General features: G+C 38.8%; 24 protein-coding genes. 19 read left to right on the top strand and 5 right to left on the bottom strand.

What is annotated here, in order from left to right; all coding sequences use genetic code 11:
• Positions 1-30: 30 nt before the first annotated feature.
• The 5 genes from ABC374_RS01800 (at position 31) to ABC374_RS01815 (ending at position 8,010) form a co-directional block, all read left to right on the top strand.
• Positions 31-4,362, top strand: coding sequence for an endonuclease (locus ABC374_RS01800; RefSeq protein ID WP_413015505.1), 4,332 nt, complete (start codon positions 31-33; stop codon positions 4,360-4,362).
• Between the two features lie 890 nt (positions 4,363-5,252).
• Complete coding sequence (gene sdaAB / locus ABC374_RS01805) at positions 5,253-5,915, top strand: L-serine ammonia-lyase, iron-sulfur-dependent subunit beta (RefSeq protein WP_413015506.1); 663 nt, start codon at positions 5,253-5,255, stop codon at positions 5,913-5,915.
• Between the two features lie 40 nt (positions 5,916-5,955).
• A complete protein-coding gene (gene sdaAA, locus ABC374_RS01810; protein ID WP_096340651.1) occupies positions 5,956-6,831 on the top strand; it encodes an L-serine ammonia-lyase, iron-sulfur-dependent, subunit alpha in 876 nt (291 codons plus the stop codon).
• A 328-nt stretch (positions 6,832-7,159) separates the two neighbouring features.
• Positions 7,160-7,306: a YuzK family famiily protein gene (locus tag ABC374_RS28790; protein WP_170971720.1), complete on the top strand. Its 147-nt coding sequence runs from the start codon at positions 7,160-7,162 to the stop codon at positions 7,304-7,306.
• A gap of 167 nt (positions 7,307-7,473) precedes the next feature.
• Positions 7,474-8,010: a DinB family protein gene (locus tag ABC374_RS01815; protein WP_350301270.1), complete on the top strand. Its 537-nt coding sequence runs from the start codon at positions 7,474-7,476 to the stop codon at positions 8,008-8,010.
• 179 nt (positions 8,011-8,189) lie between these two features.
• On the opposite strand, the gene brnQ is transcribed toward ABC374_RS01815, so the two are convergent.
• Complete coding sequence (gene brnQ, locus ABC374_RS01820) at positions 8,190-9,524, bottom strand: branched-chain amino acid transport system II carrier protein (RefSeq protein WP_413015509.1); 1,335 nt, start codon at positions 9,522-9,524, stop codon at positions 8,190-8,192.
• 328 nt (positions 9,525-9,852) lie between these two features.
• Between brnQ and ABC374_RS01825 the strand changes: the two genes are divergently transcribed.
• The 8 genes from ABC374_RS01825 to ABC374_RS01860 all read left to right on the top strand — a co-directional run bounded on the left by ABC374_RS01825 (position 9,853) and on the right by ABC374_RS01860 (position 18,596).
• Positions 9,853-10,329, top strand: a complete 477-nt coding sequence (locus ABC374_RS01825; RefSeq protein WP_413015511.1) for a hypothetical protein — start codon at positions 9,853-9,855, stop codon at positions 10,327-10,329.
• A 51-nt stretch (positions 10,330-10,380) separates the two neighbouring features.
• On the top strand, positions 10,381-10,611 hold the full coding sequence (locus ABC374_RS01830) for a hypothetical protein (RefSeq protein ID WP_350301272.1): 231 nt from the start codon (positions 10,381-10,383) through the stop codon (positions 10,609-10,611).
• Between the two features lie 606 nt (positions 10,612-11,217).
• Positions 11,218-12,318 (top strand): GerAB/ArcD/ProY family transporter, encoded by a 1,101-nt coding sequence (locus tag ABC374_RS01835; RefSeq protein ID WP_413015513.1) that lies wholly within the window; start codon positions 11,218-11,220, stop codon positions 12,316-12,318.
• A 674-nt stretch (positions 12,319-12,992) separates the two neighbouring features.
• Positions 12,993-13,934: an agmatinase gene (gene speB, locus ABC374_RS01840; protein ID WP_413015515.1), complete on the top strand. Its 942-nt coding sequence runs from the start codon at positions 12,993-12,995 to the stop codon at positions 13,932-13,934.
• Positions 13,935-13,975: 41 nt separating this feature from the next.
• Positions 13,976-15,343, top strand: a complete 1,368-nt coding sequence (locus ABC374_RS01845) for an APC family permease (RefSeq protein ID WP_413015517.1) — start codon at positions 13,976-13,978, stop codon at positions 15,341-15,343.
• Between the two features lie 43 nt (positions 15,344-15,386).
• A complete protein-coding gene (locus ABC374_RS01850) occupies positions 15,387-17,030 on the top strand; it encodes an amidohydrolase (RefSeq protein ID WP_413015519.1) in 1,644 nt (547 codons plus the stop codon).
• Positions 17,031-17,142: 112 nt separating this feature from the next.
• Complete coding sequence (locus ABC374_RS01855; protein WP_402840334.1) at positions 17,143-17,721, top strand: TetR/AcrR family transcriptional regulator; 579 nt, start codon at positions 17,143-17,145, stop codon at positions 17,719-17,721.
• A gap of 380 nt (positions 17,722-18,101) precedes the next feature.
• Complete coding sequence (locus ABC374_RS01860; RefSeq protein WP_413015521.1) at positions 18,102-18,596, top strand: DinB family protein; 495 nt, start codon at positions 18,102-18,104, stop codon at positions 18,594-18,596.
• Between the two features lie 369 nt (positions 18,597-18,965).
• Here ABC374_RS01860 and ABC374_RS01865 read toward each other — a convergent pair whose 3' ends face one another.
• From ABC374_RS01865 to ABC374_RS01875, 3 genes are all read right to left on the bottom strand, one after another.
• Positions 18,966-19,496, bottom strand: coding sequence for a PadR family transcriptional regulator (locus ABC374_RS01865; RefSeq protein ID WP_413015523.1), 531 nt, complete (start codon positions 19,494-19,496; stop codon positions 18,966-18,968).
• 46 nt (positions 19,497-19,542) lie between these two features.
• Complete coding sequence (locus tag ABC374_RS01870; RefSeq protein WP_413015525.1) at positions 19,543-20,724, bottom strand: YhgE/Pip domain-containing protein; 1,182 nt, start codon at positions 20,722-20,724, stop codon at positions 19,543-19,545.
• A gap of 253 nt (positions 20,725-20,977) precedes the next feature.
• Entirely contained in the window at positions 20,978-21,880 is a 903-nt protein-coding gene (locus ABC374_RS01875) for a LysR family transcriptional regulator (protein WP_413015527.1), read from the bottom strand.
• A 131-nt stretch (positions 21,881-22,011) separates the two neighbouring features.
• Here ABC374_RS01875 and ABC374_RS01880 point away from each other — a divergent pair, with 131 nt between their 5' ends.
• From ABC374_RS01880 to ABC374_RS01890, 3 genes are all read left to right on the top strand, one after another.
• Positions 22,012-22,590 (top strand): LysE family translocator, encoded by a 579-nt coding sequence (locus ABC374_RS01880; RefSeq protein ID WP_413015529.1) that lies wholly within the window; start codon positions 22,012-22,014, stop codon positions 22,588-22,590.
• Between the two features lie 133 nt (positions 22,591-22,723).
• Positions 22,724-23,167 (top strand): cell wall hydrolase, encoded by a 444-nt coding sequence (locus ABC374_RS01885; protein WP_137018548.1) that lies wholly within the window; start codon positions 22,724-22,726, stop codon positions 23,165-23,167.
• 131 nt (positions 23,168-23,298) lie between these two features.
• A complete protein-coding gene (locus ABC374_RS01890; RefSeq protein WP_413015531.1) occupies positions 23,299-23,493 on the top strand; it encodes a hypothetical protein in 195 nt (64 codons plus the stop codon).
• Positions 23,494-23,606: 113 nt separating this feature from the next.
• On the opposite strand, the gene ABC374_RS01895 is transcribed toward ABC374_RS01890, so the two are convergent.
• Positions 23,607-23,969: a hypothetical protein gene (locus ABC374_RS01895; protein WP_413015533.1), complete on the bottom strand. Its 363-nt coding sequence runs from the start codon at positions 23,967-23,969 to the stop codon at positions 23,607-23,609.
• Positions 23,970-24,340: 371 nt separating this feature from the next.
• On the opposite strand from ABC374_RS01895, the gene ABC374_RS01900 reads away from it, so the two are divergent.
• The 3 genes from ABC374_RS01900 (at position 24,341) to ABC374_RS01910 (ending at position 26,159) form a co-directional block, all read left to right on the top strand.
• Positions 24,341-24,499 carry an SDR family oxidoreductase gene (locus tag ABC374_RS01900; protein WP_413015535.1) on the top strand — a complete coding sequence of 53 codons (159 nt, stop codon included), beginning with the start codon at positions 24,341-24,343 and terminating at the stop codon, positions 24,497-24,499.
• A gap of 320 nt (positions 24,500-24,819) precedes the next feature.
• Positions 24,820-25,911 carry a GerAB/ArcD/ProY family transporter gene (locus ABC374_RS01905; protein WP_413015537.1) on the top strand — a complete coding sequence of 364 codons (1,092 nt, stop codon included), beginning with the start codon at positions 24,820-24,822 and terminating at the stop codon, positions 25,909-25,911.
• Positions 25,908-26,159: a hypothetical protein gene (locus ABC374_RS01910; protein WP_413015539.1), complete on the top strand. Its 252-nt coding sequence runs from the start codon at positions 25,908-25,910 to the stop codon at positions 26,157-26,159. The genes ABC374_RS01905 and ABC374_RS01910 overlap by 4 nt, the downstream gene beginning before the upstream one ends.
• Positions 26,160-26,207: the final 48 nt, after the last annotated feature.

The following is a 26,207-nucleotide window of genomic DNA, read 5'->3' on the forward strand; positions in this document are numbered from 1 at the left end:
TACGAAAAAAAAGTTGGAGGGGTTGAGATCTTGAAGAAGAATGGGATAAGCAAGCTTTTATTTGCCATACTGATCGTGCTGTCAACGGTTCTGCCAAATGCAGCCGCTGCAAATGCCGAAGGGACAATATCGGTCATGGAAGCGATTAATAATAACAGTGGAACGGCGACGGTGAAGGGATACATCGTCGGTACAGCTAAAAGCGGTACAAGCTATCAGCAAACATCGCCTTTTACGGAAAGTACAAACATAGGTATTGCGGATAGTCCGGATGAAACGGATGTTAAGAAAATCATGCCTGTTCAGCTTCCAGCCGGAAATATCCGAACGGCTTTGAATTTGGTCGAACATCCGGAATTACTTAAAGCGCAGGTGATGATTACGGGAAAACTGGAAAAGTACTTTTCAGTACCCGGCCTGAAATCCGCAACGGATTACAAAATCATCACTGATGGAGGAACGACTCCAGAACAGCCTGATGTGAAGGTACTGGACTCCATTGCCGAAGCACGCACGAATACCGAAGATGTCGTGCAGGTAGATGGAGTGGTCACCACGGGGCTTGGTTATTGGGGAGGAAAGGGTTTTTATATCCAGGATGAAACGGCTGGGCTATATGTTTATGGTTCTTCGTGGCCTGCGGATGTAAAGCAAGGGGATAAGGTTACTTTAATCGGACAAGTATCCGCTTATAATAAGGAATTACAAATCCAACCAACTTCCCTTGAAGTCGTATCTTCTGATAATGAACTTCCTGATATCCAAAAAATTGATGCTTCAGGGGTCAATGAGGAAACACAAGGTGAGCTGGTCACCATTGATAAGGCGACCATTACAGAATTGGAAGCATCGGGAACATACGGAACATTCGAATTCAAGGCGGAAGATACTGAAGGGAAATCTGTTGTCGTTCGCCATGATAACCGGACCGGTTCGAGTTATGAAGATTTCGTGAAGAGCTTTAAAGCAGGGGATGTCATTTCCGTAACCGGAATCGGATCGAGGTTCAATGACACGTATCAGTTGAAGCCGCGTGGTCTTGAAGATTATGAACTCGTGAACAAACCAGCCGTATACACGGATATTTTCCCTGGTACGGTTAGTGAAAATACAAAGGTATCACTTGAATCTGGTTGGGAAGGAGCGAAAATCCATTATACGCTGGATGGATCCACACCGACGTCTTCAAGTGCTTTGTACACAGAACCTATCATTTTAACGAAAGATACTGTCATCAAGGCAATCGCAGTCAATGACAAGACATCGGAAGTTTTCACATTTGCCTATACCGTTAACAAAACCACTGAAGTGAAGATTCGTGACATACAGGGGATGAATCATTTTTCATCTTATGAAACTCAACTCGTCTCGGGTGTGGAAGGTGTCGTCACTTATGTAAAAGATGCGAATAACTTTTACATGCAAGATCCCAACCCGGATAAGGACTTAACGACATCCGAGGGAATACTTGTGTACAACAAAGCACATGGCCTGAAAGCGGGAGATCATGTCAAAGTGGCAGGTAAAGTTGCCGAATGGTATATCGAAGGATACGCTGAAATGAAAACGACGGATCTGCCGACAACTGAATTGACCAATACTACGATTGAAAAGCTTGGCACTGCAGCTATGCCAGAACCGATCATCATTGGAAAGGATGTCATTCCGCCGTCTGAGAACATCGATGATGATAGATTGACAGACTTTAACCCAAGTGAAGACGGCATTGATTTCTACGAGAGTTTGGAAGGAATGCTCGTAGAAGTATATAACCCGAAAGTGGTTGCTCCTCAAGACTATGGTGAATTGGTCGTGATTCCGGGGTATATGGAAACGACGACTGCAGTTGGAGGCGTCAAAATAACGGAAACGGATTTCAATCCTGAAAGAATTACCCTGGATATAAATGATGAATCATATACAGCTAAAACCGGTGATTTCTTTGAAGGCTCGGTTACAGGTGTCATCAGCTATGGATATAGCAACTATAGGGTACTGACGGATAAAGCTCAGCTGCCGGCATTAAAGGATGGCGGTACGGCTCGGGAAGTGACATCCTTAGAGAAGGATACTGATAAGCTATCGATCGCTTCCTATAATATCGAGAATTTCTCGACTCAAACCGCTAATTCGAAAGTTGAAACGATCGCAACATCCATCATTACCAATCTAAAACAACCCGATATCATCGGCGTAACGGAAATGCAAGATAATGATGGGGCAACAGATAGCGGGACAACGGATTCTGCCCAAAGTGCCAAGAAGTTAACCGACAAAATAAAAGAGCTGGGCGGACCGCAATATCAATACATCGATATCGCACCGGAAGATAAACTTGATGGCGGGGCACCCGGCGGGAATATCCGGGTAGGCTTTTTATATAATGTCGACCGCGTCAAATTGACTGAAGGAACGAAAGGAACGGCAACACAGTCCGTGGCCTTCAAAGATGGAAAACTTACCTTGAACCCTGGACGAATCGAGCCTGCCGATCCCGCCTTCACTTCAAGCAGGAAGCCTCTAGCCGCTCAATTCGAATTTAAAGGTGAAAGCGTAGTGGTGGTAGCCAATCACTTTAATTCCAAGGGCGGTGACCAGCCGTTATTCGGCAAAAACCAGCCTCCTGTCCTTTCAAGTGAAACGCAAAGGCTTCAAATTGCCTCTATCGTCAATCGGTTTGTCAGTGATATCAAGTCACAGGATGCAAAAGCGAATATCGTCCTGCTTGGAGACTTTAATGATTTTGAATTTTCGGCTCCGCTTAAAACATTAAAGGGCAAAGACCTAACCAATATGATCGAGAAAGTCCCTTTTGAAAAACGTTATTCTTACACATATCAAGGCAATTCACAAGTACTGGACCATATCCTGGTATCGAATAATATGGCCGCGGCCACAAAAGTCGATATTGTCCATATTAATTCATCCTTCATGGAAGTTCACGGAAGGGCTAGCGATCATGACCCTGTATTGATTTCAACCACTTTATCTAAATCAGGCGAAGTTGAAACTCCTGCTCCAGAAAAAACATATAATCTGACAAACGTTAAAACAAAAAAACTTACGATTGCTTCACCTAGTGCTTTGATCGATCTTGATGAAACATCCAGCATCGAAGAAGGTATCTGGTTAAAAGGTTCATATGCTGTACTCAAAGGCCTTGGGCTTAAGAATACTGCTGTGTCGATAAAACCGGATAAGGAAGGTGCAATCATTGATTTTGGAGGCATGGCGGTGAAGGAAGTCATCATTGATAACGCCAATGTAAAAGAAATCAGGGGCGCTGAAAATGTTCAGAAATGGTCGGTCACAGAAGGTGTCGACACATCGAATATCAAGTTTGTCGATTCGAAAGGGGAAGCAATTGCTTCCCCTTTCGACCCTAAAGAAAACCATGCGCCCGTCGTAACGAAAAACATGGAAAATCTTGAAGTGAAAGCCGGTTCCAAGGTCACCATCGATTTGAGTGAGCACTTTTCAGATCCAGATGGAGATAAGCTGACCTTTTCATCCACTATCGGTACAGTCACAGACCAGACATTAACCCTTCCTGCAAATGAAGCTGGAACATACCTTGTCGCAGTCAAGGCCGAGGACCAGCTATCGGAAACGGTTGTCCGTTTCACGCTGACCGTTTCGAATGATAAGCCGCTCGAAGCTTATTACGAAACGGCGGCAGGAAAAACGGGAACGGAATTGAAATCGGTTCTGCACTCGATAATTAAGGGCCATACGATGTTATCTTATGATCAAGTGTGGAATGCCCTTAAAGAAACGGATGAAGATCCGGTGAACAAACAGAATGTCATCTTGCTTTACTCTGGAAAATCCATCTCGGAGAACGCGAATGGGGGCAATGCCGGACAATGGAACCGCGAACATGTTTGGGCAAAGTCCCACGGTGATTTTGGGACAAGCAAAGGTCCCGGGACAGACCTTCATCACCTCCGTCCCGCTGATGTGACGGTGAATGGTAAACGGGGCCACCTTGATTTCGACGAGGGAGGTCAAACGTATAGCGGATGTGAATGTAAGTTTGATTCAGATTCATGGGAGCCGCCAAATCATGTTAAAGGCGATATAGCACGGATGCTATTTTACATGGCCGTCCGTTATGAGGGAAGCGGCGAGTTGGATCTTGAATTATCCGATACAGTCAATACGTATCCGAAGCCCCTACATGGAAAGCTATCGACACTTCTGAAATGGAATGAACTCGATCCAGTCGACGATTTCGAGAGCCATCGCAATGATGTCATTTATGACTGGCAAAATAACCGCAATCCTTTCATTGACCATCCGGAATGGGCATCCGAAATTTGGGGTGCCGCTAAATCCATCAATGAGAAAAAAGCGAGTTAAATCGGAGTTGGAATGGGAAAGCAGCCTGATGGCTGCTTTTTAGTTTGTTTACACAAGGGGTTGAAAGTGCAAACATGATGTTAAGATGAGGGTTGGTTTAACTGGCTAGCGGAGACCCTGCTAAAATAACCGCGTGAACGGTCGAATCGAGTGGGAGGTAGGTCGAATAAAGTGCGTGAACGGTCGAATCGAGTGTGTGGTAGATCGAATCGAGTGGGAGGTAGGTCGAATAAAGTGCGTGAACAGTCGAATCGAGTGCGTGAACGGTCGAATCGAGTGTGTGGTAGGTCGAATAAAGTGCGTAAACGGTCGAATCGAGTGTGTGGTAGGTCGAATAACTGCGTGAACGGTCAAATCGAGTGTGTGGTAGGTCGAATAAAGTGCGTGAACGGTAGAATCGAGTGTGTGGTAGGTCGAATAAAGTGCGTGAACGGTCGAATCGAGTGTGTGGTAGACCGAATAAAGTGCGTGAACGGTCGAGGGAATGGCCTTCTTATTCAATAAAGGCACCCTTTAATGGAGGAATTGAGTAGCTACTATTAGCTGGTTTGCTTAAAAAGAAAAAATCGTGATCATGCAAGTGCTCACGACTTTTTGTCTACAAACTGAAAGTGCCACCAGGCTGCTTTTTTCATGCTTCACTACAAAGTTAATCATTTATGGTTAATTATCTTTAAATACTGAAAAATCAAACATTGACATCTCGTTAAATAATAAAAATTTTGGTAGGTATGTTATGTAATATATGTTAATATGGGATATGCAATGAAAGGGTTTTCATTGCAGAAAAGATAAAAATATTTTAATATAGTAATTATGCCGCTTTTTGATTTTCATTTACCCTTAAAAGACGGTTAAAAAATATACTGCCAGAAATGGGGCATTACGCGATGAAATACAGATCTGCATTTGATATAATCGGTCCCGTCATGATTGGACCTTCAAGCTCACATACAGCAGGAGCTGCCAGAATTGGCAGAGTAGCACGAACATTATTCGGAAAGCAACCGAAGAAAGCCATTATTTCTTTATATGGTTCTTTTGCAAAAACTTACAGGGGACACGGTACGGATGTTGCTGTCGTAGGTGGGATATTGGATTTCGATACGGATGATGAACGAATTCCTGCCTCTTTAACGATAGCGGAAGAAGCCGGTATGGACGTTTCCTTTACAATCGAGGATACTGTGATGGATCATCCTAATACAGTCAAAATCAGACTGTTCGACGAAGATAAAGAATTGGAACTTGTTGGGATCTCGATTGGTGGCGGAACGATAGAAATAACGGAGCTGAATACGTTCAAGCTTAAATTGTCGGGTGAAAACCCAGCCATTTTAGTTGTGCATAACGATGTGTTTGGAATCATATCTTCCGTTTCGACAGTATTGGCGAATCATGAAATTAACATTGGCCATATGGAAGTTTCACGGAAGGAAAAAGGTCAAATGGCCCTCATGGTGATTGAAGTCGATCAGAAAATCCAGAGCGATGCCATGAAGGAAATTGAAGGATTGGAAAATGTGTCGCAAGTCATAAGGATGGTTGAATGATCATCATTAAAAGTGTTGGCATAGATATGGAGGTACAAACATGTTCCGAAATGTAGCAGAGTTGGTTGAACTTGCTGAAAGTAAAAATGTAAAAATCGCGGAAATCATGATTTTACAAGAAATGGAGTTCTCGGGCCTGTCGAGAGAACAGATTATTGAAAAGATGGACAGGAATTTGACAGTGATGGAACAAGCGGTGGAAAGAGGTCTGAAAGGTGTGCAATCCGTGACAGGCCTAACGGGCGGAGATGCCGTTCTTTTACAAAATTATATCAAGTCGGGCAAGGCACTGGCCGGTAATTTATTATTGGATGCCGTCAGTAAGGCTGTTGCAACGAATGAAGTGAATGCAGCAATGGGAATGATTTGTGCCACTCCGACTGCAGGTTCTGCTGGTGTTGTTCCCGGTACATTATTTGCCGTGAAAGAAAAATTAAACCCGACCCGGGCAGAGATGATTGAATTCCTTTTCACTTCCGCTGCTTTTGGATTCGTGGTTGCAAACAATGCTTCCATTTCCGGAGCGGCTGGTGGCTGCCAAGCAGAAGTGGGCTCGGCAAGTGGAATGGCCGCAGCTGCGATAGTGGAACTGGCCGGCGGTACACCAAGCCAAGCCGCAGAAGCGATGGCGATCACTTTGAAAAATATGCTTGGATTGGTTTGTGATCCAGTGGCTGGATTGGTTGAAGTTCCTTGCGTGAAACGTAACGCAATGGGTGCATCCAACGCGATAACGGCAGCTGATATGGCACTTGCAGGCATTACGAGCCGCATTCCATGTGACGAAGTTATCGATGCCATGTATAAAATAGGATTGACCATGCCGGTTGCACTTCGTGAAACGGCAGAGGGCGGCCTTGCGGCGACTCCTACTGGGCGTAGATTGGCAAAGGAAATTTTCGGTTCATATAAATAAACATTCAGTCCCATTAACAACAGGTTTGTTAATGGGATTTTTAATTTGTCTTAAAAAAACAACTCCAACTCCTCAACCTGCCCAAAAATAAGATTATTTTTTAGTGAGTGAAAAAAGGAAATTAGAGGAAAATGGAGGGATTTGGCGTTTATGGAAACGGAGATGGAAACAGTCGTTAAAAAATCTGAATTATCAGTGAATATGGAGCCGTAGCAACTTTGTGAGTTATCACTTTCAATGATAAGATGAGTACGAAATTCACTATGGGAAGGATTGATTCTTCATTAATTTTCTCGAATTAACGTACACGTCGGCAATGGAAAAAGCGATGTTTCAGGCTCATGGAATCGGCTATGCACTATATGCTCAAAAACTGGAGCAGCGCATGATGGTTGAACAAGAACGGGAACAGGATTATCTAAAAAGCAGGCGTATATCAGACGAGATGAGAGCCAATCTTTTTTTAGGGAGTTAATTTCGAAGATATCGAATAACATAAAACGAAAAAAATCATGAACAAGCGAAAGAGCAATCTTAAAGATTGCTCTTTTTGTCCTGCTCTAAAGGGTAATTTTCTATTTTAAAGGAGGAGACAACACTTTTAAATAGAATGTATGTTGATGAAGAGGAGGATTGATCTTAGTGGAGAGAAGAGCATTACTGGTATCTGCATTACCGGGATATGAAGAAGAAATTGGGCGGTGGCTATGGTGTTTGGAGGATGTTCGCCGTACGCTTATAACGAAATTGACTGGAATCAGCCAAAATATACTTGATACGAAAATCGATGAAAGGCAAACGATTGGCTCGATGTTATATCACATAGCTCTGATAGAGGCAGATTGGTTATACGAGGAGGTCCTTGTTTCGGAATGGGATTCGGAAATACGCGCGTTGTTTCCATTAGGATGCCGTGCCGAAGATGGCTCCCTAAACCACATTGAAGGACAAACATTAGAAGAACATTTCTACCGCCTCAATAAGGTGCGTGAAGTATTTCTTTCAAACTTTCGCACAATGGACCTAACGGATTGGCGCAAACCGAGGGTACTTGAACAATATGACGTTACGCCTGAATGGGTCGTTTACCATTTGGTTGAACATGAATCACATCATCGAGGACAGATTTTTCAGTTGTTGAAGAAATTACGGAATGAAATAGAAGTTAAAGAAATGTGATTCTTTAATGGCCAACTATCCATATCAGTTTGTCGACAAATCTGCCGAATAACTGCTTGGCAGGCGATCGGCGGATAGGGAGCGGATTTCTGAAACGTTTGTCAAAGAAAAAAACTGTAGGCAAACTCGATTTTCTTCGAATTTGTCTACAGTCAATATTCCTGGTCTGATTTATATCATTAATCTATTTGGTGATTGAATTTCGATTTTAAGACGCTGCTGGCATACCCAATGAATCCTCCAACAATGGCAGGGATGACCCATCCTAGTCCTGCCTCATACATAGGAAGTATTGCAGTGAAGAAATCATTGATGAATGAAATGTGTACACCTGCTCCATTTAATCCATCAAATAAACTGACGATGAATGTTAAAAGTAAACTGCCTTGATAAACTTCAGATCTTCCTTTAAATAAAGAATGAAGAAATGTTAGGAAAATCAAAACAATGGCCAATGGATAAATGGCTGTCATAACAGGTACAGAAATGGCAATTAACTCGGTTAGTCCAATATTGGCAATGATTGCACTGAATACGGATAAACTTATGGCAATCGTTTTGTAAGGCAGATTTGGGAAAAGCTTATGGAAGTATGTCGAGCAAGATGTAATGAGTCCTACGCTTGTCGTTATGCAAGCCACTGTGATCATTAATCCTAATAATAGCCCGCCATATGCTCCAAAGTAATAATCCGAGACTTTCGCCAAGACAATGCCTCCATTATCCAAGCGTCCAAGTTCCCCAACGCTTGAAGCACCCATATAAGAGAGAGCTGTATAAATGGTGGCAAGGATAACGGCCGCAATGGCAGTCGCTTTCCCGCAAACGATCATTATTTGTTTTTTTGTTTTAGCCCCTTTTTCTTTGATGGCATTAATGATGATGATGCCAAAAACAAAAGATGCAAGGGTATCCATGGTTAAATAACCTTCTCTGAACCCATTGAAAAATGGTTGAACCATATAGTGCTCTGCAGGTGCTTGAAAATCTCCAATTGGATTAACGAAAGCGACTACCACCAGGATTCCAATGAATGTCAACTTGATGGGTGTTAAAACTTTCCCCACAATTTCGACAATTTTCGCAGGATTGAGCGAAAGAAGGCACGAAACTGTAAAAAAGATGATGGTGAAAATAAGTAAAGGCAATGGACCTGAATCTTCAGGCAAAAATGGTTTTACACCGATCTCAAAAGAAACGTTTCCTGTTCTAGGCATTGCGAATAAAGGACCAATGGCTAAATAAAGGACGGTTGTGAATACAATACCAAAGACTGGATGGACACGGCTCGCTAATGATTGTAAGTCATCTTTTCCCGAAAAACCGAGTGCCAGCACACCAAGTAACGGTAATCCTACTCCTGTGACCAAAAACCCTGCATTTGCTGACCAGATATTCATACCTGCTGATTGACCAAGCATTGGCGGAAAAATTAAATTCCCTGCCCCAAAGAAAAGGGCAAATAACATGAACCCAATCACTACTATAAATGAAGATGGAACCTTATTAGACAAAATAAACCCTCCGAAAAAACCAAAATTTGCTATTTTAGAAAATTATTAAATTTTCTAAAAATTATATACACAGTAATACTAAGACCGTATCGTATTATAACTAAATTAAATTGATATTTCAATATATTTTTTGTTTTTTATTATTTACCTTGAATGATCAGTGGTCCGCCATTACCTTATTTTGAACATCTAAAAGCTGCTCATACTAATGAAATTCATTTTGAACAAATGAAATTTAAACGGAAATGAGGGTGCAAAAATTAATAATTTTCTTAGCTTTTTGTTGTTTATCGCAGTGTTTTCATGTATAGGTGCATGTAACAAGGAAGTGGTCAAAGAAAAAGGTGAAATTACAGAGAAGAGCCTTGTTAAAGAGGGAAATGTGGTCAAATTGGGAGAGGCAGAAAAGTTATTTAAAGGCTATTATACTGCACGATATACCATTAATGATCCAACCAATCCTCCAACCTTTGATGAAATTGCAGGTAAAATTAAAGGATATTTATCAGAAGATGAATATAATGCCCAAATTCTTAACCGTTTTTATTCAATGCCTGCACTGGTAGCCAAAGAAATCAATAAAAGCATTGAAGTGCAAAGTGTGAAGCTTGAAGAACAAAGCATAAATGAAGATGGCACAGTAGATTACACATACACAACTGTATTTAAGATTTATGACGAGAATTCATCCAAGACTTATGAGAAAGAAGGAGAACTCACGATAACCATCATAGATAATGAATTAAAAGTCACCCGTGATTGGAGCAGAGGGATAAAAATTGACGGTTTAGATGGCGGACTTTAATTGAATTTTGCTGTAAATTTGGGGAGGGAACAGTGAAGGAGGTGTTTTAGAATGGGAGTATTTTTTGAAAAAATACTAGGATTGTTTTTTGAAAAACGGAAACAAAGCAAAAAAGATGTTTTATTACTAATTTCCATATTCGCGCTTTCTATATTGAATGTGGTGGAGTATATCACGGATATGGACTTATTTTGGTTATCTGGTGTTGTATTAATTGCAATCATTGTTCTATCGGCATCCCTATATTTTGAAGGAAAAAGAAACAGGGAAAATGAACATTAAAATTCGTTTTTTGTGAAGCGGACGTTAGGTTAAATGTTGTTGTTTAATCAATAAAATAAAATGACGTTAAAATAACAATTATTACTTTTATTAGGGACAGGTACTTCAATAAGGGAGCTGCTTTGGCAGCGCTTGAGTTTGTAGACAAAAGGGGTTTATCTAAATTTCAAAACAAAGTTGATGGGAACGGAAGGTGCGAGAATCCTGCGGGAAAAGCGCGTCGAGGGGAGAGCCCGCAGGCGCAAGGCGCCGAGGAGGCTCCCGGACCGCCCGCGGAAAGCGAGTGCCTGGAGTGGAAATCAGCGTTCGGGGTTTTATAAACCAAATAAAAACTGAGAAAAACTTAATTTTCAAAGAGTTTGTCTACAGTCTGGGCTGCTTATGCAGCTCTTTTTTATGGAGCTATTGGGGCAGCTATACTCCCGGAATAAGGTGGAATTATTAGAAAGTAAATCGAAGCTCTAAGGTATCCTATCAACGGGAGTGAAAAATAACATGTACTCAGCAGGGTTTGTATATTCTTCTTCTGTCAATAATGGTTATGGAATCAGAATTTCTGCCGTTTGTATATAACTTACCGTTTTGTCGTGAAAGGAACTTATGAAAATGCTCGAGAAGGGTAAAATCGGAAGCCGTCAACTGACGATATTAGTGATTTTATATACGCTTGGAGATTCTATATTAGTCATTCCCTCCATTGTCGCTTCTGAAGCTAAACAAGATGGTTGGATTTCGGGTATTATAAGCGTGGCAATAGCACCGTTATTGGTTGTTTTTATATATGATGCTTTAAGGAAATGCTATCCTGATTTAACATTAGTGGAATACAGCCAAAAAATTCTGGGTAAGTGGCTGGGAATAGTGATCTCTCTTTTATTTATAAGCTACTTTTTTATAACCACAGCGACTTATTTGAGTGAAATTGGGGATTTTATGATAACTCATATTATGCCTGATACCCCAATTCAAGTGATCATGATTCTTTTTATGAGTGTCGTCCTCATGGCCGCACGTCTCGGTTTGGAACCCTTGGCCCGAAGCGCGGAAATATTTTTTCCTTTTGTTGTATTACTTGTATCAACATTGATGATTCTTCTCCTTCCTGAGATTAAACTTCAAAACCTGCACCCCGTATGGGAGGGAGGATTGAAACCGGTTATAAGGGGATCTATACCATTTATTGTCTTTCCGTTTATTGAACCGGTTGCGGTTCTAATGATACTCCCGTTCGTGAGTCAAAAAAACAGAATAAGAAAAAGCCTTTTTGTCGGTCAATTGTTGGCTGGAAGTGTTTTGATCATTATAACCATGCTAGCCATTCTTGTACTTGGTACAGAGTTAACAGCGAGACAAAATTATCCAATCTATATGTTGGCTAAGAAAATAAATATCGCTGATTTCCTGACGCGGCTGGAAGCAATACTAGCCATAATATGGTTCATCACCATTTTTATTAGATTTAGTTTGTTTTTTTATGTGACCGTTTTAGGTCTGGCACAAACGTTAAAATTGCAGGATTATCGTCCTCTGGTTTTTCCGTTGGGTATCCTTTTGATTGCCTTTACATTGATTATGACACCTAATATCGTCCATTATAGTAAATTCATTTCAGAAATCTGGCCGTTTTATGCTATTACATTCGGGTTTCTGCTTCCATTGATATTACTAATAATCGCCAAAGTTAAGAAAAATGATCGACGTAACTAAGGTCGTGTCTTATTTGTTAAGATACCTGTGTAAAATTCTATTAGAAACTCAGGTGTTATTCCATTAAAGGGCGCAATTCTTTAATAAAGCATGCCTTCCTTAATGAACTAATGGGTGCTTTTACTTCAATAAGGGAGCTGCTTATGCATCTCTCAGTTTGTCGACAAAAGGGGTTTACCTAAAATTTCAAAACAAAGTTGATTGGAACGGAAGGTGCGAGACTCCTGCGGGAAAAGCGAGTCGAGGAGGCTCCCGGACCGCCCGCGGAAAGCGAGTGCCTGTAGTGGAAATCGACGTTCGAGGTTTTATAAAACTTGATTTTCATTGAATTTGTCTACAGTCTAGGAGCTGCTTAGCAGCTTTTTTTCTTATGAAGCTAAAGGGGCAGGTTGGTGTAACAAGAATAGTTGGCTTTAATTTAATAGAGGCAGGATATAAGGATAAGGCTACGTTGATCAAAAAGTGGATTTGATAGACAATAAAAAATAGTTTGACTTTTTTAACAACTATGTTTATATTTGGTTTAATACTAACTACCGTTAGTTAATATGGTTCAATAAGTATGTGTTAGAAATAAAAAGTAATCTAATGAATTATTAGTTGTAAGCGATTACACTATGTGGTTGTAAAATTTGTATGAAATGATCTTTATTTAAAACCAGGAGATGATACTTATGAAATATCCACTTACACCAGATGTAAAGCCAGAGTTTTGTACAACAGGAACCTTTATGCGTTTACCTTCTCAAAAGCATGATGCAAAGCTGGCAATTGTGGGTATGCCTTTTGATACAGCTGCTTCTTTTAGGGTGGGAGCCAGGTTTGCTCCTCAAGCCATTCGCCAAGCATCCATGACCCTGTTTCCTTATCATCCTATTCATAAGGTATATCCTTTTGAACAATTGAATGCCATTGATATAGGGGATATCCCTGTTATTCCCCATAATATTCATCGAAGTTATGATCTAATGAAGGAATCCATTTTTGAATTGATGTCCAAAGGGGTCATACCTATTGGATTAGGGGGAGATCATTCTGTCACTTTAGCTAGTTTACGAGCTGCGGCAAAGGTATATGGCCCAGTAGCCATGATTCATTTTGATTCTCATACAGATACTTGGGATACATATTATGAGGAAAAATATTGGCATGGATCTCCATTTATTCGTGCACACGAAGAAGGTTTGCTGCAGGCAAATAGAGTATTTCAAGTAGGAATCCGAGGTACGCTAAACCACACTGGAGATTTACAGGCAAGTCTTGATTTAGGTTATCGTTTGATTACAACTGGTGAACTTTCCAATCGCGGATTTGAAGATGTTTTGAAAGAGATTAGAAAAACCATAGGCAACACACCTTGTTTCTTGACATTTGATATAGATTTCGTTGATCCTTCTTTTGCTCCAGGTACAGGTACACCTGAAATAGGTGGTTTTAGCAGCTTTGAAACACTTAAAATGATTCGTGCCCTAACTGACTTTAACTTTATAGGATATGATGTGGTTGAAGTGCTGCCATCATATGATCCAAGTCAAATCACTTCACTTTTAGCAGCAACACTTGTACATGAGTTTGCCAGCCTTGCAGCATTAAGTACGAAAGAAGTCAATCAATAAAAAGTAGTCATTACATTTGATAAAGGAGGCAGCTCTTTGCGATGAAAGGAATACCCGAGCTTAAGCGTTCACTGAATACAAGATATGTTATTGTATTTGGACTTTCCTTTATGGCGCCTGTGACAGTCTTTAGCACATATGGTATCGCCATTGATCGTACCCAGGGAATGATTCCGACAGCATACATAATTGCTTTAATTGTCATGCTATTCACTTCATATAGTTACGCAAAAATGGTTCAGGTTTATCCCACTACCGGTTCAGCTTATACCTTTGTGCAGAAAGGAATTAATTCACACCTTGGTTTTCTGGTAGGATGGGTAATTTTATTGGATTATCTTTTCAGTCCTATGATCAGTGCATTACTTTTTGGGATTATGGTGAATGCTTACTTCCCTGGTATTCCTATCATTGCCGTTATCATTTCTTTTATTATAGGTGTGACTACCATTAATATTTTTGGGATTAAGGTTGCTGCAAATGTGAATACCTTTTTGGTAATATTTCAATTTCTTTTTATCATTATCTTCAGCCTGCTTTGCATAAATGGGCTTTTAGCAGGAAAAGGTACCGGGGAGTTGTTTTCTAAGGATCCTTTTTTTAGTCCTGACGTAAATTTTAATAATCTGCTCTCGATTGTACCTCTATTATGTTTTAGTTTTCTTGGGTTTGATGCGGTTACTACATTAGCTGAAGAAACCAAAAATCCGAAAAAAACACTTCCTAAAGCTATTTATGCTACGACATTGATCGGGGGGATATTATTTGTTGCATCTACCTATTTTGCACAATCCATTTTCCCGAACTTCAATGCTTTTAAGAACCCGGATACAGCTATAGTCGATATCATGATTTATACCGGGGGTAATTTTCTGAATAGTTTGTTTATTTCAGTTGTAGTGACATCTGCTACTGCTTCTGCAATAGCTTCAGGAGGCAGTGGAGCCAGGATTTTATATGCAATGGGGAGAGATAATGTTCTGCCTAAGAGGATATTCGGATATGTTTCTCCAAAATTTCAAACGCCCATATTCAATATCCTACTCATTGCTTGTGTTGCAATGAGTGCCGTATTTTTGGATATCGCAACAGCTACTTCTTTCATTAATTTTGGAGCACTGTTTGCTTTTACATTCGTTAATCTTTCAGTGTTTATCCATTATTTTGTGAGGCAGAAGCAGAGATCGCCTAAAAGTATCGTTTTATATTTACTTCTTCCCTTAATAGGCACCGGTATAACCATATTGTTCATGACAAAGTTAGATATCCATTCTTTAGTATTAGGGATTACTTGGATGGCAGTAGGATTCATATATTTATTGTACTTAACAAAAATGTTTAAGGAACGTCCGCCTGAACTGAATTTTGCAGAGCAAAAAGAAGAACTCGATGTAAAACTAGTGCAATGATCAGTTACTGTTTTATTATTTTGAATGAAAAGAGGTAAACTCTATGGCTATTAAAAAAGCAGATATTGTTCTTTCCAGTGATGCTATTTTTACAGGGCTTGCACATGAGCCGACGTCTGGTGCAATTGCTATCTTAGGTGACAAAATTATGAGTGTAGGATCAAAAGCGGAGATTGAACCTTTTATAGGAAGTGAGACAAAAGTATTTAACTATGGAAATCAATTAATTTTGCCTGGATTTCATGATTTTCATCTCCATATCATGTTTAGTGCACTAAGTTTAAATAGTGTTAATTTATTTGAAGCCAGGTCAGCTCAAGATGTAGCTGCAAAAGTACTGGGATTTTCTAAAGATTGTTCTGAGGAAGAATGGATTATTGGCATGCAATGGGACGCAGGTTATTGGCATGATAAACAAGAGCCCCATTATAAAATTCTTGACGCTGTCATTCCAGATCGTCCTGTCGTTCTTTTTCATGCTGAAGGTCATTATACATGGGTGAACAGTAAGGCCATGGAATTAGCAGGAGTTACTGAGGATATACGTAATCCGGATTTTGGTCGCTATGAAAGAGATAAGAATGGTTTACTTACTGGAATTTTATATGAAGACGCCCAGCAAATCGTCTTAAAAGAGGCATTGCGATTAACACAAAATAAAAAAGAAAAGATATTAAAGGAGTTTTTACGATTATTATCCCGATATGGAATTACTTCTGTAAACGATTTGTTTGCGCCAATAGATTACTTCCTTCAAGACTATGACCTTTTTGAGAAATTGGATAAGCAAGGAGGATTAACGACTAGATTTCATATCACTCCTGAATTGGATGGCAATTTGGACAAAGCTCAAATACTGAGAAATAAATATGAATCAAAGAAACTACAATTCTCAGGATTAAAGCAATTTGTTGATGGAACAGTCACGGGTCATACCGCTTACTTCCTGAAACCTTACTCCGATCAATTGGATATCTGTGGTCATCCAGCTCTAGATCCAGAAGTATTGATTGATCGAGTTGTTAAAGCGGATGAACTTGGATTTAGAATCAGGTTTCACGCTATTGGAGATGCGGCAATTCGTTTAGCTTTAGACGCTTTTGAAGAAGCTGTACGCAAGAATGGAAAAAGAGACTCAAGGCATACAATAGAACATATTGAAGTAATCGATTCGGATGACATTGAACGTTTTTCAAAACTGGGGGTCATTGTCTCCATGCAGCCTGATCACATGGCTGCTTCATCAAGAGAGGTATATTCTTCAATAATAGGTTCTGAAAGGGAAAAAAATGTTTTCCTGACGAAGTCGCTTTTAAATTCAGGTGCATCTTTAGCTTTAGGAACAGATTTTCCGGTTTCCATCTCATTAAATCCAATGAGGCAAATATATACTGCCATTACAAGAATTGATAGCAGCGGAGATCCACAAAACACTTGGCATCCTGAACAAAAGCTCACTTTGGCAGAGGCATTGCAAGCATATACATATGGCTCAGCCTATGGATGTTTCAGGGAGCACGAGCTAGGTACAATAGAAGAGGGGAAACTTGCTGATCTTGTGGTTTTAGACAGAAATCTATTTGATATTCCAGAAAGTGAAGTGCTCAAAACTAAAGTGGTACTTACAATAAACGATGGGGAAGTTGTGTATAAAAGCGAAGAAACTTCTTTATCAAGCACATTCTAATTCTTATCTTATAGAGAAAAGAACTATGTTCCAAGGTGTCAAATATTTAGTTTAAAAAAGGAAATGAGTTTATAATGAAATTAACTAACGTTGGATAGTTTGGAGGCTCATTATGACAAAAAATGAAATTAAAAACATTTCCTTAACACTTTTTACTAAGTACGGATACGAGGGAACTGCTTTATCGGAAATTGCCAAGAGGGTAGGTATACAAAAACCCTCAATCTATAACCATTTTAAAAATAAGGATGATCTTTTCTTGTGTCTGTTTGAAGAAATTCTGGAAGAGCATATACAACAGGTCGAACAATTTGTCGAAGAAATAAATACACTCTCTTCTGAAGAAAAGTTAAAGCATATCCTTCTTGATACTTGCAACTATTATAAAAACCATGAAGATAAAGCAACTTTTTTAAAGAGGGCAATGATCTTTCCGCCGGAACATTTGAAGCACATCTTAAATGAAAGTTTCCTTAGATCCGAAGAATCATTTTCCGCTATCTTACATGATATCTTTGTCGAAGGAATCGACAAAAAAGAAATACGCCAAGGGAAAATCGAGAACTTAATCATGTCCTACTTCTGTTTGATTGATGGGATATTCATGGAATTTTCTTATTATGGTAAAGAGAATATGGAACCTAGAATTCAGAATATATGGGAAAATTTTTGGTATGGACTAAGTGGATGATACATTCAAACAGTTCATGCTCTAAAAACTATCAAATAGGTGTACTTGCTCATACACAGTCTCCCTTGGATTCGCGTTTCCCGCAGGAGTCTCGCGCCTAATAATCGAAGTCTCTTCCAATACCCTGAAATTGCCCATTAAACATATAAAAGATAACTTTACGATTACGTTGTTCTTTCTCAGTTAACACAACTTATGATAAACTGGTATTATCAGAATTTTCCAAATAACAGAACGTTCATTGTTCCGTTAAAGGGCCAGTTTAATTGAACAAGGAATTGGCATGACACCTTGGTTAGTTAGTTATCTAAAACACGTCGAAAATGAATGTTGACCAAAGGGATTATCTATCAAAGGGATTAAATTGGAGGGAATAGAAAATGGATGTAAAGACCCTTTTATTACAACAATGGGCAAGCTGCTTAGATGAAGAAGACTGGTTTCCACCACTTGAAAAAGTGCTAGAGGATATTACTTTTGAACAGGCAATTTGGAAACCAGCTGATGGGGCAATGAATTCCATTTGGGAATTAGTTTGTCATTTACTTTTCTATGAAAAGAGATTTCTGATGCGGTTTCTTGGTGAAACAGAGAATGAACCACAGGCAGAAAATAATGATTCTACATTTCGTTTACCAACTGAGACGTTAGAAAATTGGAAAGAAACAAAACAAGAATACTTTTATGTTCATCGTGAACTTGGAAAAATACTAGCAAAATCAGAACATGAAGATTTGTATAGACAGGTCCCGGGAGAAGATAATTCATTAGTGCTTGAACTGAAGAGTTTAGCCATGCACGACGCATATCATATTGGGCAAATCGTATTCCTTAGTAAAATGCAAGGAGCTTGGCCAGGGAAACGCAGCTTTTAAAAATGCTTCATTAGCTTTACAGTTATTCCATTATAGGGAGCTTTAATGGAATAAGAAAGGGAACGTCCAAATAGGACGTTCCCATATTTTATACCTAAAAAGAAGCCCTCATTGGATGGAAGAAATTTGCGACACTCCTGCCGAATATCTGGCTAGTCGAAACCCCACAGACGCTTGGCAGGCAATCGGCGGAAAGGGAGCGGGTTTCTGAAATCAACTCGAAATTGTCTACAGAAAAGCTATGTGAATATAAGATTCCACATAGCTTTTATTTTTGGTTATGCGCTTGTGCTAATTTCTGTGCATTCGGCGTAGTACTTCCATCTACTCTTTTAATCTAAAGTTTGGAACGCCTGTTAAAAAGTAAACTCACAATTCCTTTGTCTTAATCCTTTTGATTAACTCTTCAAACCAAGATATTGTGTGATCTGTTCTGGTCGAAAAATAACCAGCCAAAAATTCACGAATATTCTCGTTGCCTTTAGGTTCTGGCCCGATATTCCCAAGCTGCTCCCAAATAGCCTTGATGGACTTTATTTTTCTTTCTAATATATCTACTACTTTATCCCGGTCCACATACTTGATGTTGGCTAAACCTACAATCATATCCTTGATTTCATCCGCATTTTCAAATAATTTATAGATTTTTTTTGGTAGTTCTTCGCGACCCTTATCCGTAATCGCAAATACTTGTTTATCAGGCCGATGTTCTTCTTTTATCACTTCAACTGGCTCGACTAAACCTTGTTTCACCAATGATTCAAAATGGTAGTACAGTTTACTTTCCGTTAATCCGCCCAGGCGATCCAATGGAATGGGTTCTGAAAGCTGCTTTTTTAATTTATAAGGATAATTTTTATCCTCCATCAGCTTGCTCAATATAAAAATTTGAATAGACATTTTCTACGCTCCTTTAAGAAGTATTATCTCCTTATTGTAGCAAAACCTAAGCTGTGATTTCTGCCGCTTTCTTTTCAACTTCTGTTTCAGAAACCTGTTCTGGCATTGGTTTTTGTAAAAACGCGACAATAGCCATATTAATTAACATCGCAACGGCACCAACCGCAGCCATCGACCAAATATACGGACTTGGACTGATGCTGCCAAATAGGTTTGCAAAGTACGCTTGCACCGAGTAATACATCGGTGAAATGTGGCTCATCCATTCATATGGTAAATGCATCATATCACGTGTGATAGTGGCACCATTCGCTATTGTTTGCATTAATAAAATCGGTAAGTTTAAAATCATGCCGCCTTCACCAAATAAGAAGATTAAAATCGCGGTGAAATTAAAACATACCATATAGTTTAGTATTTGTTGACCTACTATACCGAAGAATAGGTCACCGCTTGGCGTGTCAATTAAATATGCTACACCTACAGCGATGATTGATGAAACCACTGCAATCAATAAGGCAGCCATTTGCACATAAGTGAATAACCGTGTTTTGCTTGCTTTTCCCCGGCTGGCTCTAAATGCACCTACTAATTGCATCGCTCCGATCATCGCCCCTACATAACCGGCCATTGTTAAGAACATAGGCAGCATATTATGATTCATGCCATCCGGTATTTCGTTGATTGTAACCACATTTCCTACATAGGATTTCTCAATCTTTTCGGCTAATTCAGCGGCTTGCTTTTCTGGTACATTAAAGTTCATCAATACGCCCTGAGCTGTTTGCTGCGAGAATTGTGTGCGTAACTGACTGTTAATTTCAGTTACGATCGCATTCATGGTAGAAGAAACGACTGTTGCCCCTGCCTCATTGATTGTAAAGTCGATGCTTGATGACGCTTCACCTTTTTGCATATTTTCAGAGAAGGTTTTTGGAATGTGAACGACTAATGCTAAATCATTGTGCTCCAAATCTTTTAAGGCTTGTTTATTTGTTATATCCGTCTTGATTTCTTTAAAGGGTAAATTTTCTTGTAAATTTTCGGCGATCATCGCCCCATTTTTACCAGCATCATCATTGATGATGGCGATAGGTAATTTATCGACATTTCCTGGAATGGCTGTATAACCGGGCAAGAAGATGCCTAGCATGGCAACTGCATAGAAAATCCCCATAAAGATTGCCGCAGTTGCACCTCTTGTTTTTAAGAATGCAGTAAATTTCATATGTTGAATCCATCCTTTTGATTTAATTTCAGTATATCACTCAATTCAAAGTACTCAAATTAGAGTAGTTTAAAAGGAGTACTTAGAATTTTATTTTATTTTTTTCATAAAGTCAATCGAAAAATTTTATGTATATGAAAAAACTCCCAACAAAGCAGAACGTCAAAACATCTGCTTTGTTGGAAGTAACTAATAGGGAGGGGGTTCATTTGGATTCCTTCGGCACTTCTCTGGCTATCAATATGACCACGATTTAGATACTCATTTTCTCAGTGTCATTAAACCTGTTTAATACAACTTCAACAAAAGCCTCTACTGCTGGAGACAGCCATTTCTTCTTTTTTATCAGCATATAGGAATAAATGGGATCGAGATTTTCTGAATGACTAAGGATTTTAAGCTTGCCGCTCTCCACTTCAGCTTTTACTGTAATATAAGGCAAAACCGAAAACCCAAGTCCGCTCATGACAATCTGTTTGATTGCTTCAATACTCCATAACTCCATGGTTTGGAAGATATCCATTTCATGCTTTAATAAATATTTTTCAAACATGGTCCGATAACTGCAGCCTTCTTCATTTGTGATGAAGAAATGGTTGGTGTTCGTGCCGATATTTTTATATGCATCAAAATGATCAGGACCGTCAGGACTGCTCACAAGAACGATTTTCTCCTCAATCAAAGAATAATGAATGCATTTTTCCGGTTTTATTTCCGGATATACCATTAAAGCGACATCAACCCGCCCGCTTATTAAGTCAATTTGGTTTTGGCTACATGGACCGTTGGTTAATATGATTTTGACATCAGGATATTTCAAGGAAAAATCCCTTATTATTGGACCTAACCTGGAGATTGTTAAAGACTCCGGTGCAGCCACTTTTAAAACACCTTTAACTTCGTTCGTGCAACGCATGTTCTTAATCTGTTCGTGAGTGGAAAGTAAATCTTCCGCTAACGGTATTAAGTCTCTGCCTAGAGCAGTAAGCTGCAAATTTCTATTTGCATAAGTGAAAATTTCCCCGCCAATCTCATGTTCGAGCGCCTGAATATGTGAAGTTATCGTGGATTGAGTATAGCCCAACTTCGAAGCAGCCCTTGTATAACTTCCTATTTCGACAATAGTCTGAAACGTTTTAAGGTGTCTAATTTCCATATCGTTCTCCTTAAGTTGGATGATGTATCGAAAAAAATGATAATGAATTTTTTATTTTCAATTTTATTTATAGTTATAGTCATCTTACAATAAAGACTGTTCGTTAGGAAATAGTGAATGAAGGTGAGATTATGAGTATAATAGCGTTTCTTTCATATGTGATGATTACATCGATTACACCTGGTCCAAGTAACATCTTATTGATGAATGAAGCAAGGAGGTTTGGCTTTTTTGGGTCATGGAGGTTCACTAGCGGCATTTTGGCAGGATTTGCAGTATTAGGAATCATGAGCGGAGTATTTACAACAAGCCTCTACAGTTGGATGCCTATCGTGGAGCCATATTTTAAAATTGCCGGTGCCGCATATCTTCTTTACTTAGCTTGGCAGATTAGTATGCACAAAGGTTCAAAGAAGGAATCCAGAGATGTGCAGTCTTCTTTTTTATCAGGCTTCATTCTTCAAATCATCAATGTAAAAAGCATTTTGTTCTATTTAACCGTGTTGAGTGCGTTTATTTTACCGTTTAATGAGTCGCTTAAATTCGTTGCTATATATTTAGCTTTAACGATTTTTCTGGGATGGCTGGCATTGCTTCTATGGTCAGGATTCGGCTCGCTTTTCAAAGATTTTTTTGCTAAACATGACAAGTCATTTCGGTTAATTATGTGCCTATTATTGATTTACTCTGCCGGTACAATTTTTCTGTGAGTACTCAAAAAGTAGCTGTCTATAAGTTCTTATCTTACTAAAAACGGTAAGCTTTAAAAATTAAGCAGTCTTAATTTATGAACAATGACATTAATGAAGTCTTTTTTTCATACGATATTTTTGGGGTGAAAAAATGGCAAGAGTAAGTTATCGAAGTTCAGACGTTGACTTAATGGCAAGGATGATGAGAGCAGAAGCCGAAGGTGAAGGAAAACAAGGGATGTTATATGTTGGAAATGTAATTGTTAATCGTCTTAAAGCGAATTGTATAGATTTTATAGATTTAAGAACAATTCCACAGGTCATTTATCAAGTACAAGGAGGAAATTATTCTTTTGAAGCAGTTCAAAAAGGTAATGTATTTTATCAAAGAGCAAGATCTGCTGAAAAAAGATTAGCAAAACAGAATTTGGATTATTGGAGAGAACACCCAGGTAAATATGCACTTTGGTATTTTAATCCATATGCCCCGTGCCCGCCAACATGGTACGATCAACCTTTTGCTGGTCAATTTAAAAATCATTGTTATTATGAACCAAAACCTGGAACATGTGCAAGTGTTTATACCGGAGGTTGACTGGGAGTTATTATTTCATTTCAAGGAGCTGATCAGCAGCTCCTTTTTTTATATGCAACAATCGGGCATTTCAACAAGGAGATTTGTGGTAAAATATAGTAAAAAATGGATTGCTTTATGGGGGATTTTTAGTGGAGGCTATTATATTTCTTGTTTATTTTACTATTGGGTCATTCATTCTCTATATAGTTATTGAAACAGCAGTAAGAAAAGGAATTGACAATTCAATTATCGGTCAATTTCTTGAAAAAAAGTATGGAGTTAAAGAAGATAAAAAGTCTTTTCTTGATGATGATTTAGATAATGAAAATAAAACGGATCATTAAAATAAGGGAGGTTGCTGCGGCAACCTTTTTTTAGTGGGGATTTTTTAAAAAATAAATTCAAAAAGACAACAATTGTCTTACTCAAACAGGCGCCAGTTTGTGGAACAGCACACCTATTCAGCGTTTTTCCGAGGGCGACGAAATTCTCCGTAGTAGACCTTCCGCTTTTCTGGTTCGGATTCAATATTTTCAATGAAAGCTGTTTTGGCTTCCTCCAGTAACATCCCCTTTAAATTCCCAAGCTTTATTGGTCCCACTCCTGGCAACTTATCAGGTATAAGAACTTCGAAATCACCCTGCCGTTTATAAAAACGAATGCTGCCAAGACCCGTTCTTTCGACTTTCCCCAAGGTATATGCGAATTCAAATCGTTGCTGAATGAATGAGGATAACTCAGGCAGCCCTAAACCTTCATAGAGGGGAGGGAATTCATGATAAACTAGAGGTTCTTTGAATGATATTGAAGAGATCTTCAAATGCATACTCCTCCTTTGGTGCAATAAAGTCAGACAGACGTTGCCTATATTATTGTGCTATGGGCCGTTTTTTTAAACATCCTTACAGTGGATCGTGCTTTGCTGTAACCAAGAACAGTGCAGTTTTTATTAGGTCCGCATCGGCACTTTCCTTATACTACAATAACAACTATACAATCAATATTTCATAAGCTCGCCGAATATTATATAAATCAAGATAGTTATAAATCTATTAAATTTGGGTGCTAAAGTTCCATATGTAATAGCTATAAATCTTCAGCAAACGTGCGCGATTCTTAATAGGATCGCTTTTTTTATTGAACTAACGGGACACCTCAATAAGAAGTCTATGGTATGGTGAAAATGAAGAAGTGAAAAATGCTCTAACTGCACAGCATATGCGGGAAAAGCTTATCCAACCGAAGCAAGTAGCTAGCGTAGTTACGTTCTTGTTTAGTGAAGGGGCAAGTGCAATTAATGGTCAAACAATTCCTGTTGACGATGGTTTCCTAAGCTTCAAATCTAAGTAAGAATTCTTAAAAAAAGACATAACGGTGTGAATTTTTCACACCGTATTTTTATGTGAATGATAGTGAATTAGCTTTCAATTGAGAAGCATACCTAAGATTTTTAGATCTTAGAAGAGAAGGTTAATGGTTGTAGAATTGATACCGTATTCTATATAAGAATGGAACCTTCCTTTTAGTTGTTGTTGAAATCCTAATAATGTTAGAGCAGTCGCGAGATTGTGATTAGTGTACTTAACGTTTATATTTTTTTGAATAAATTAATCCTGTAAAAGCCAGATTATTAACATAGGAAATACGAGTGATGTAAATGAGGGTCCTGTATGAACCAAGCTGGTGTGAATGAAAAGTATAAGGTATCGCCATTCTATGTGTTTTTTTTACTGCATTCCATGCAAACTGGATTAGGCGTGTTAAATTTTCAAAGAGATTTAGCTAAGGCGACGGGAACAGATGGTTGGATTTCGATAATCCTAGCCGGACTGATCGTTCATATATTAATTTGGGTGATATATAAGATTTTTAGCTTTGTTCCTGGTGATATCATTTCTGCTAATAATCTTGCATTGGGTAAATGGATAGGGAATTTCTTCAGTCTCTTATTCATTTTTTATTTTTTTTTCCTTGGAATGACGATCATTATTGGATATATAAATGTCATTCATGTTTGGATGTTTGAAGAGGTACCTTCTTGGGCGTTAGCTTTGGTTTTCCTGATCCTGATTTATTATATAAATACGGGGGGGTTCCGAACCATTACGGGTATTGCCTTTTTAACTGTAATCGTTTCATACTGGCTTTTATTTGTACCATTATATGGTTTTAAATACGCTGAGTTCACCGGTTTTCTTCCCATTTTCGATCATACGTTAATGGAAATAATGAAAGGAACTAGAAGTACTTCATTATCAATGCTGGGTTTTGAAATGATCCTGATGTATTATCCGTTCATCAAAAATCCTGAAACATCACAAAAATATGCTCATGGAGGAGCCTTGGCAACTACGTTATTGATCTTATTGATTTATTTTGTTTCGACAGTCTTTTATTCACAGAAACAGTTGGTCCTTACCCTATGGCCAACACTGACAATGACCAGTACTATTGAATTGCCATTTATTCAACGGTTCGAATACATAACTGTTTCTTGGTGGTACATCGTTATCATACCTAACATGGTCATTCCTTTGTGGGCTGCCAGCAGGGGTGTCAAGCGCTTATTCAATGTCCAGCAAAAGTATCCCTTATGGGCAATGTCCATAATCATACTGCTTGTCAGTATATTTTTTTTCGATATTGATTCCTTATATGTATTAAATAAAATAATCAATCCATACAGCGTGGGCTTCCTTGTTTTATACTTACCTCTTCTTTTTGTTTTATTAAGCATAAAAAAAGCGAGGAAACGTTTATGACAAATTATCATTTATATAAATATATTACTCAGACTGTAGACAAACTTGAAGAAAAGAGAGTTTGCCTGCAGTTTTTCATATTAAAAAACGTTCCAGCTGATTTCAGAAATCCGCTCCCTTTCCGCCTACTGTCTGCAAAGCCTCACCAAAGCAAGCGTCTATTTTTAAATGAGCTATTACAGAACTTCAATCATCTTAGTTTAGGTCAAATTCACAATAAGTCTTATGGAGGTAACGGGGCAGGTTAGTTGAAGAACATTATTTCTAACAAATCCATTATTTGTTAATATAGAGGT

The sequence above is a fragment of the Peribacillus phoenicis genome (assembly GCF_047238085.1).
Classification (GTDB): domain Bacteria; phylum Bacillota; class Bacilli; order Bacillales; family DSM-1321; genus Peribacillus.

What these genes read in the sequence shown, in the direction of transcription:
- sdaAB (WP_413015506.1), top strand. Translation starts at nt 5,253, where the DNA reads ATGAAATACAGATCTGCATTTGATATAATCGGTCCCGTCATGATTGGA.
- sdaAA (WP_096340651.1), top strand. Translation starts at nt 5,956, where the DNA reads ATGTTCCGAAATGTAGCAGAGTTGGTTGAACTTGCTGAAAGTAAAAAT.
- ABC374_RS28790 (WP_170971720.1), top strand. Translation starts at nt 7,160, where the DNA reads ATGTTTCAGGCTCATGGAATCGGCTATGCACTATATGCTCAAAAACTG.
- ABC374_RS01830 (WP_350301272.1), top strand. Translation starts at nt 10,381, where the DNA reads ATGGGAGTATTTTTTGAAAAAATACTAGGATTGTTTTTTGAAAAACGG.
- ABC374_RS01835 (WP_413015513.1), top strand. Translation starts at nt 11,218, where the DNA reads ATGCTCGAGAAGGGTAAAATCGGAAGCCGTCAACTGACGATATTAGTG.
- speB (WP_413015515.1), top strand. Translation starts at nt 12,993, where the DNA reads ATGAAATATCCACTTACACCAGATGTAAAGCCAGAGTTTTGTACAACA.
- ABC374_RS01845 (WP_413015517.1), top strand. Translation starts at nt 13,976, where the DNA reads ATGAAAGGAATACCCGAGCTTAAGCGTTCACTGAATACAAGATATGTT.
- ABC374_RS01850 (WP_413015519.1), top strand. Translation starts at nt 15,387, where the DNA reads ATGGCTATTAAAAAAGCAGATATTGTTCTTTCCAGTGATGCTATTTTT.
- ABC374_RS01855 (WP_402840334.1), top strand. Translation starts at nt 17,143, where the DNA reads ATGACAAAAAATGAAATTAAAAACATTTCCTTAACACTTTTTACTAAG.
- ABC374_RS01860 (WP_413015521.1), top strand. Translation starts at nt 18,102, where the DNA reads ATGGATGTAAAGACCCTTTTATTACAACAATGGGCAAGCTGCTTAGAT.
- ABC374_RS01865 (WP_413015523.1), bottom strand. Translation starts at nt 19,496, where the DNA reads ATGTCTATTCAAATTTTTATATTGAGCAAGCTGATGGAGGATAAAAAT.
- ABC374_RS01870 (WP_413015525.1), bottom strand. Translation starts at nt 20,724, where the DNA reads ATGAAATTTACTGCATTCTTAAAAACAAGAGGTGCAACTGCGGCAATC.
- ABC374_RS01875 (WP_413015527.1), bottom strand. Translation starts at nt 21,880, where the DNA reads ATGGAAATTAGACACCTTAAAACGTTTCAGACTATTGTCGAAATAGGA.
- ABC374_RS01880 (WP_413015529.1), top strand. Translation starts at nt 22,012, where the DNA reads ATGAGTATAATAGCGTTTCTTTCATATGTGATGATTACATCGATTACA.
- ABC374_RS01885 (WP_137018548.1), top strand. Translation starts at nt 22,724, where the DNA reads ATGGCAAGAGTAAGTTATCGAAGTTCAGACGTTGACTTAATGGCAAGG.
- ABC374_RS01905 (WP_413015537.1), top strand. Translation starts at nt 24,820, where the DNA reads ATGAACCAAGCTGGTGTGAATGAAAAGTATAAGGTATCGCCATTCTAT.
- ABC374_RS01910 (WP_413015539.1), top strand. Translation starts at nt 25,908, where the DNA reads ATGACAAATTATCATTTATATAAATATATTACTCAGACTGTAGACAAA.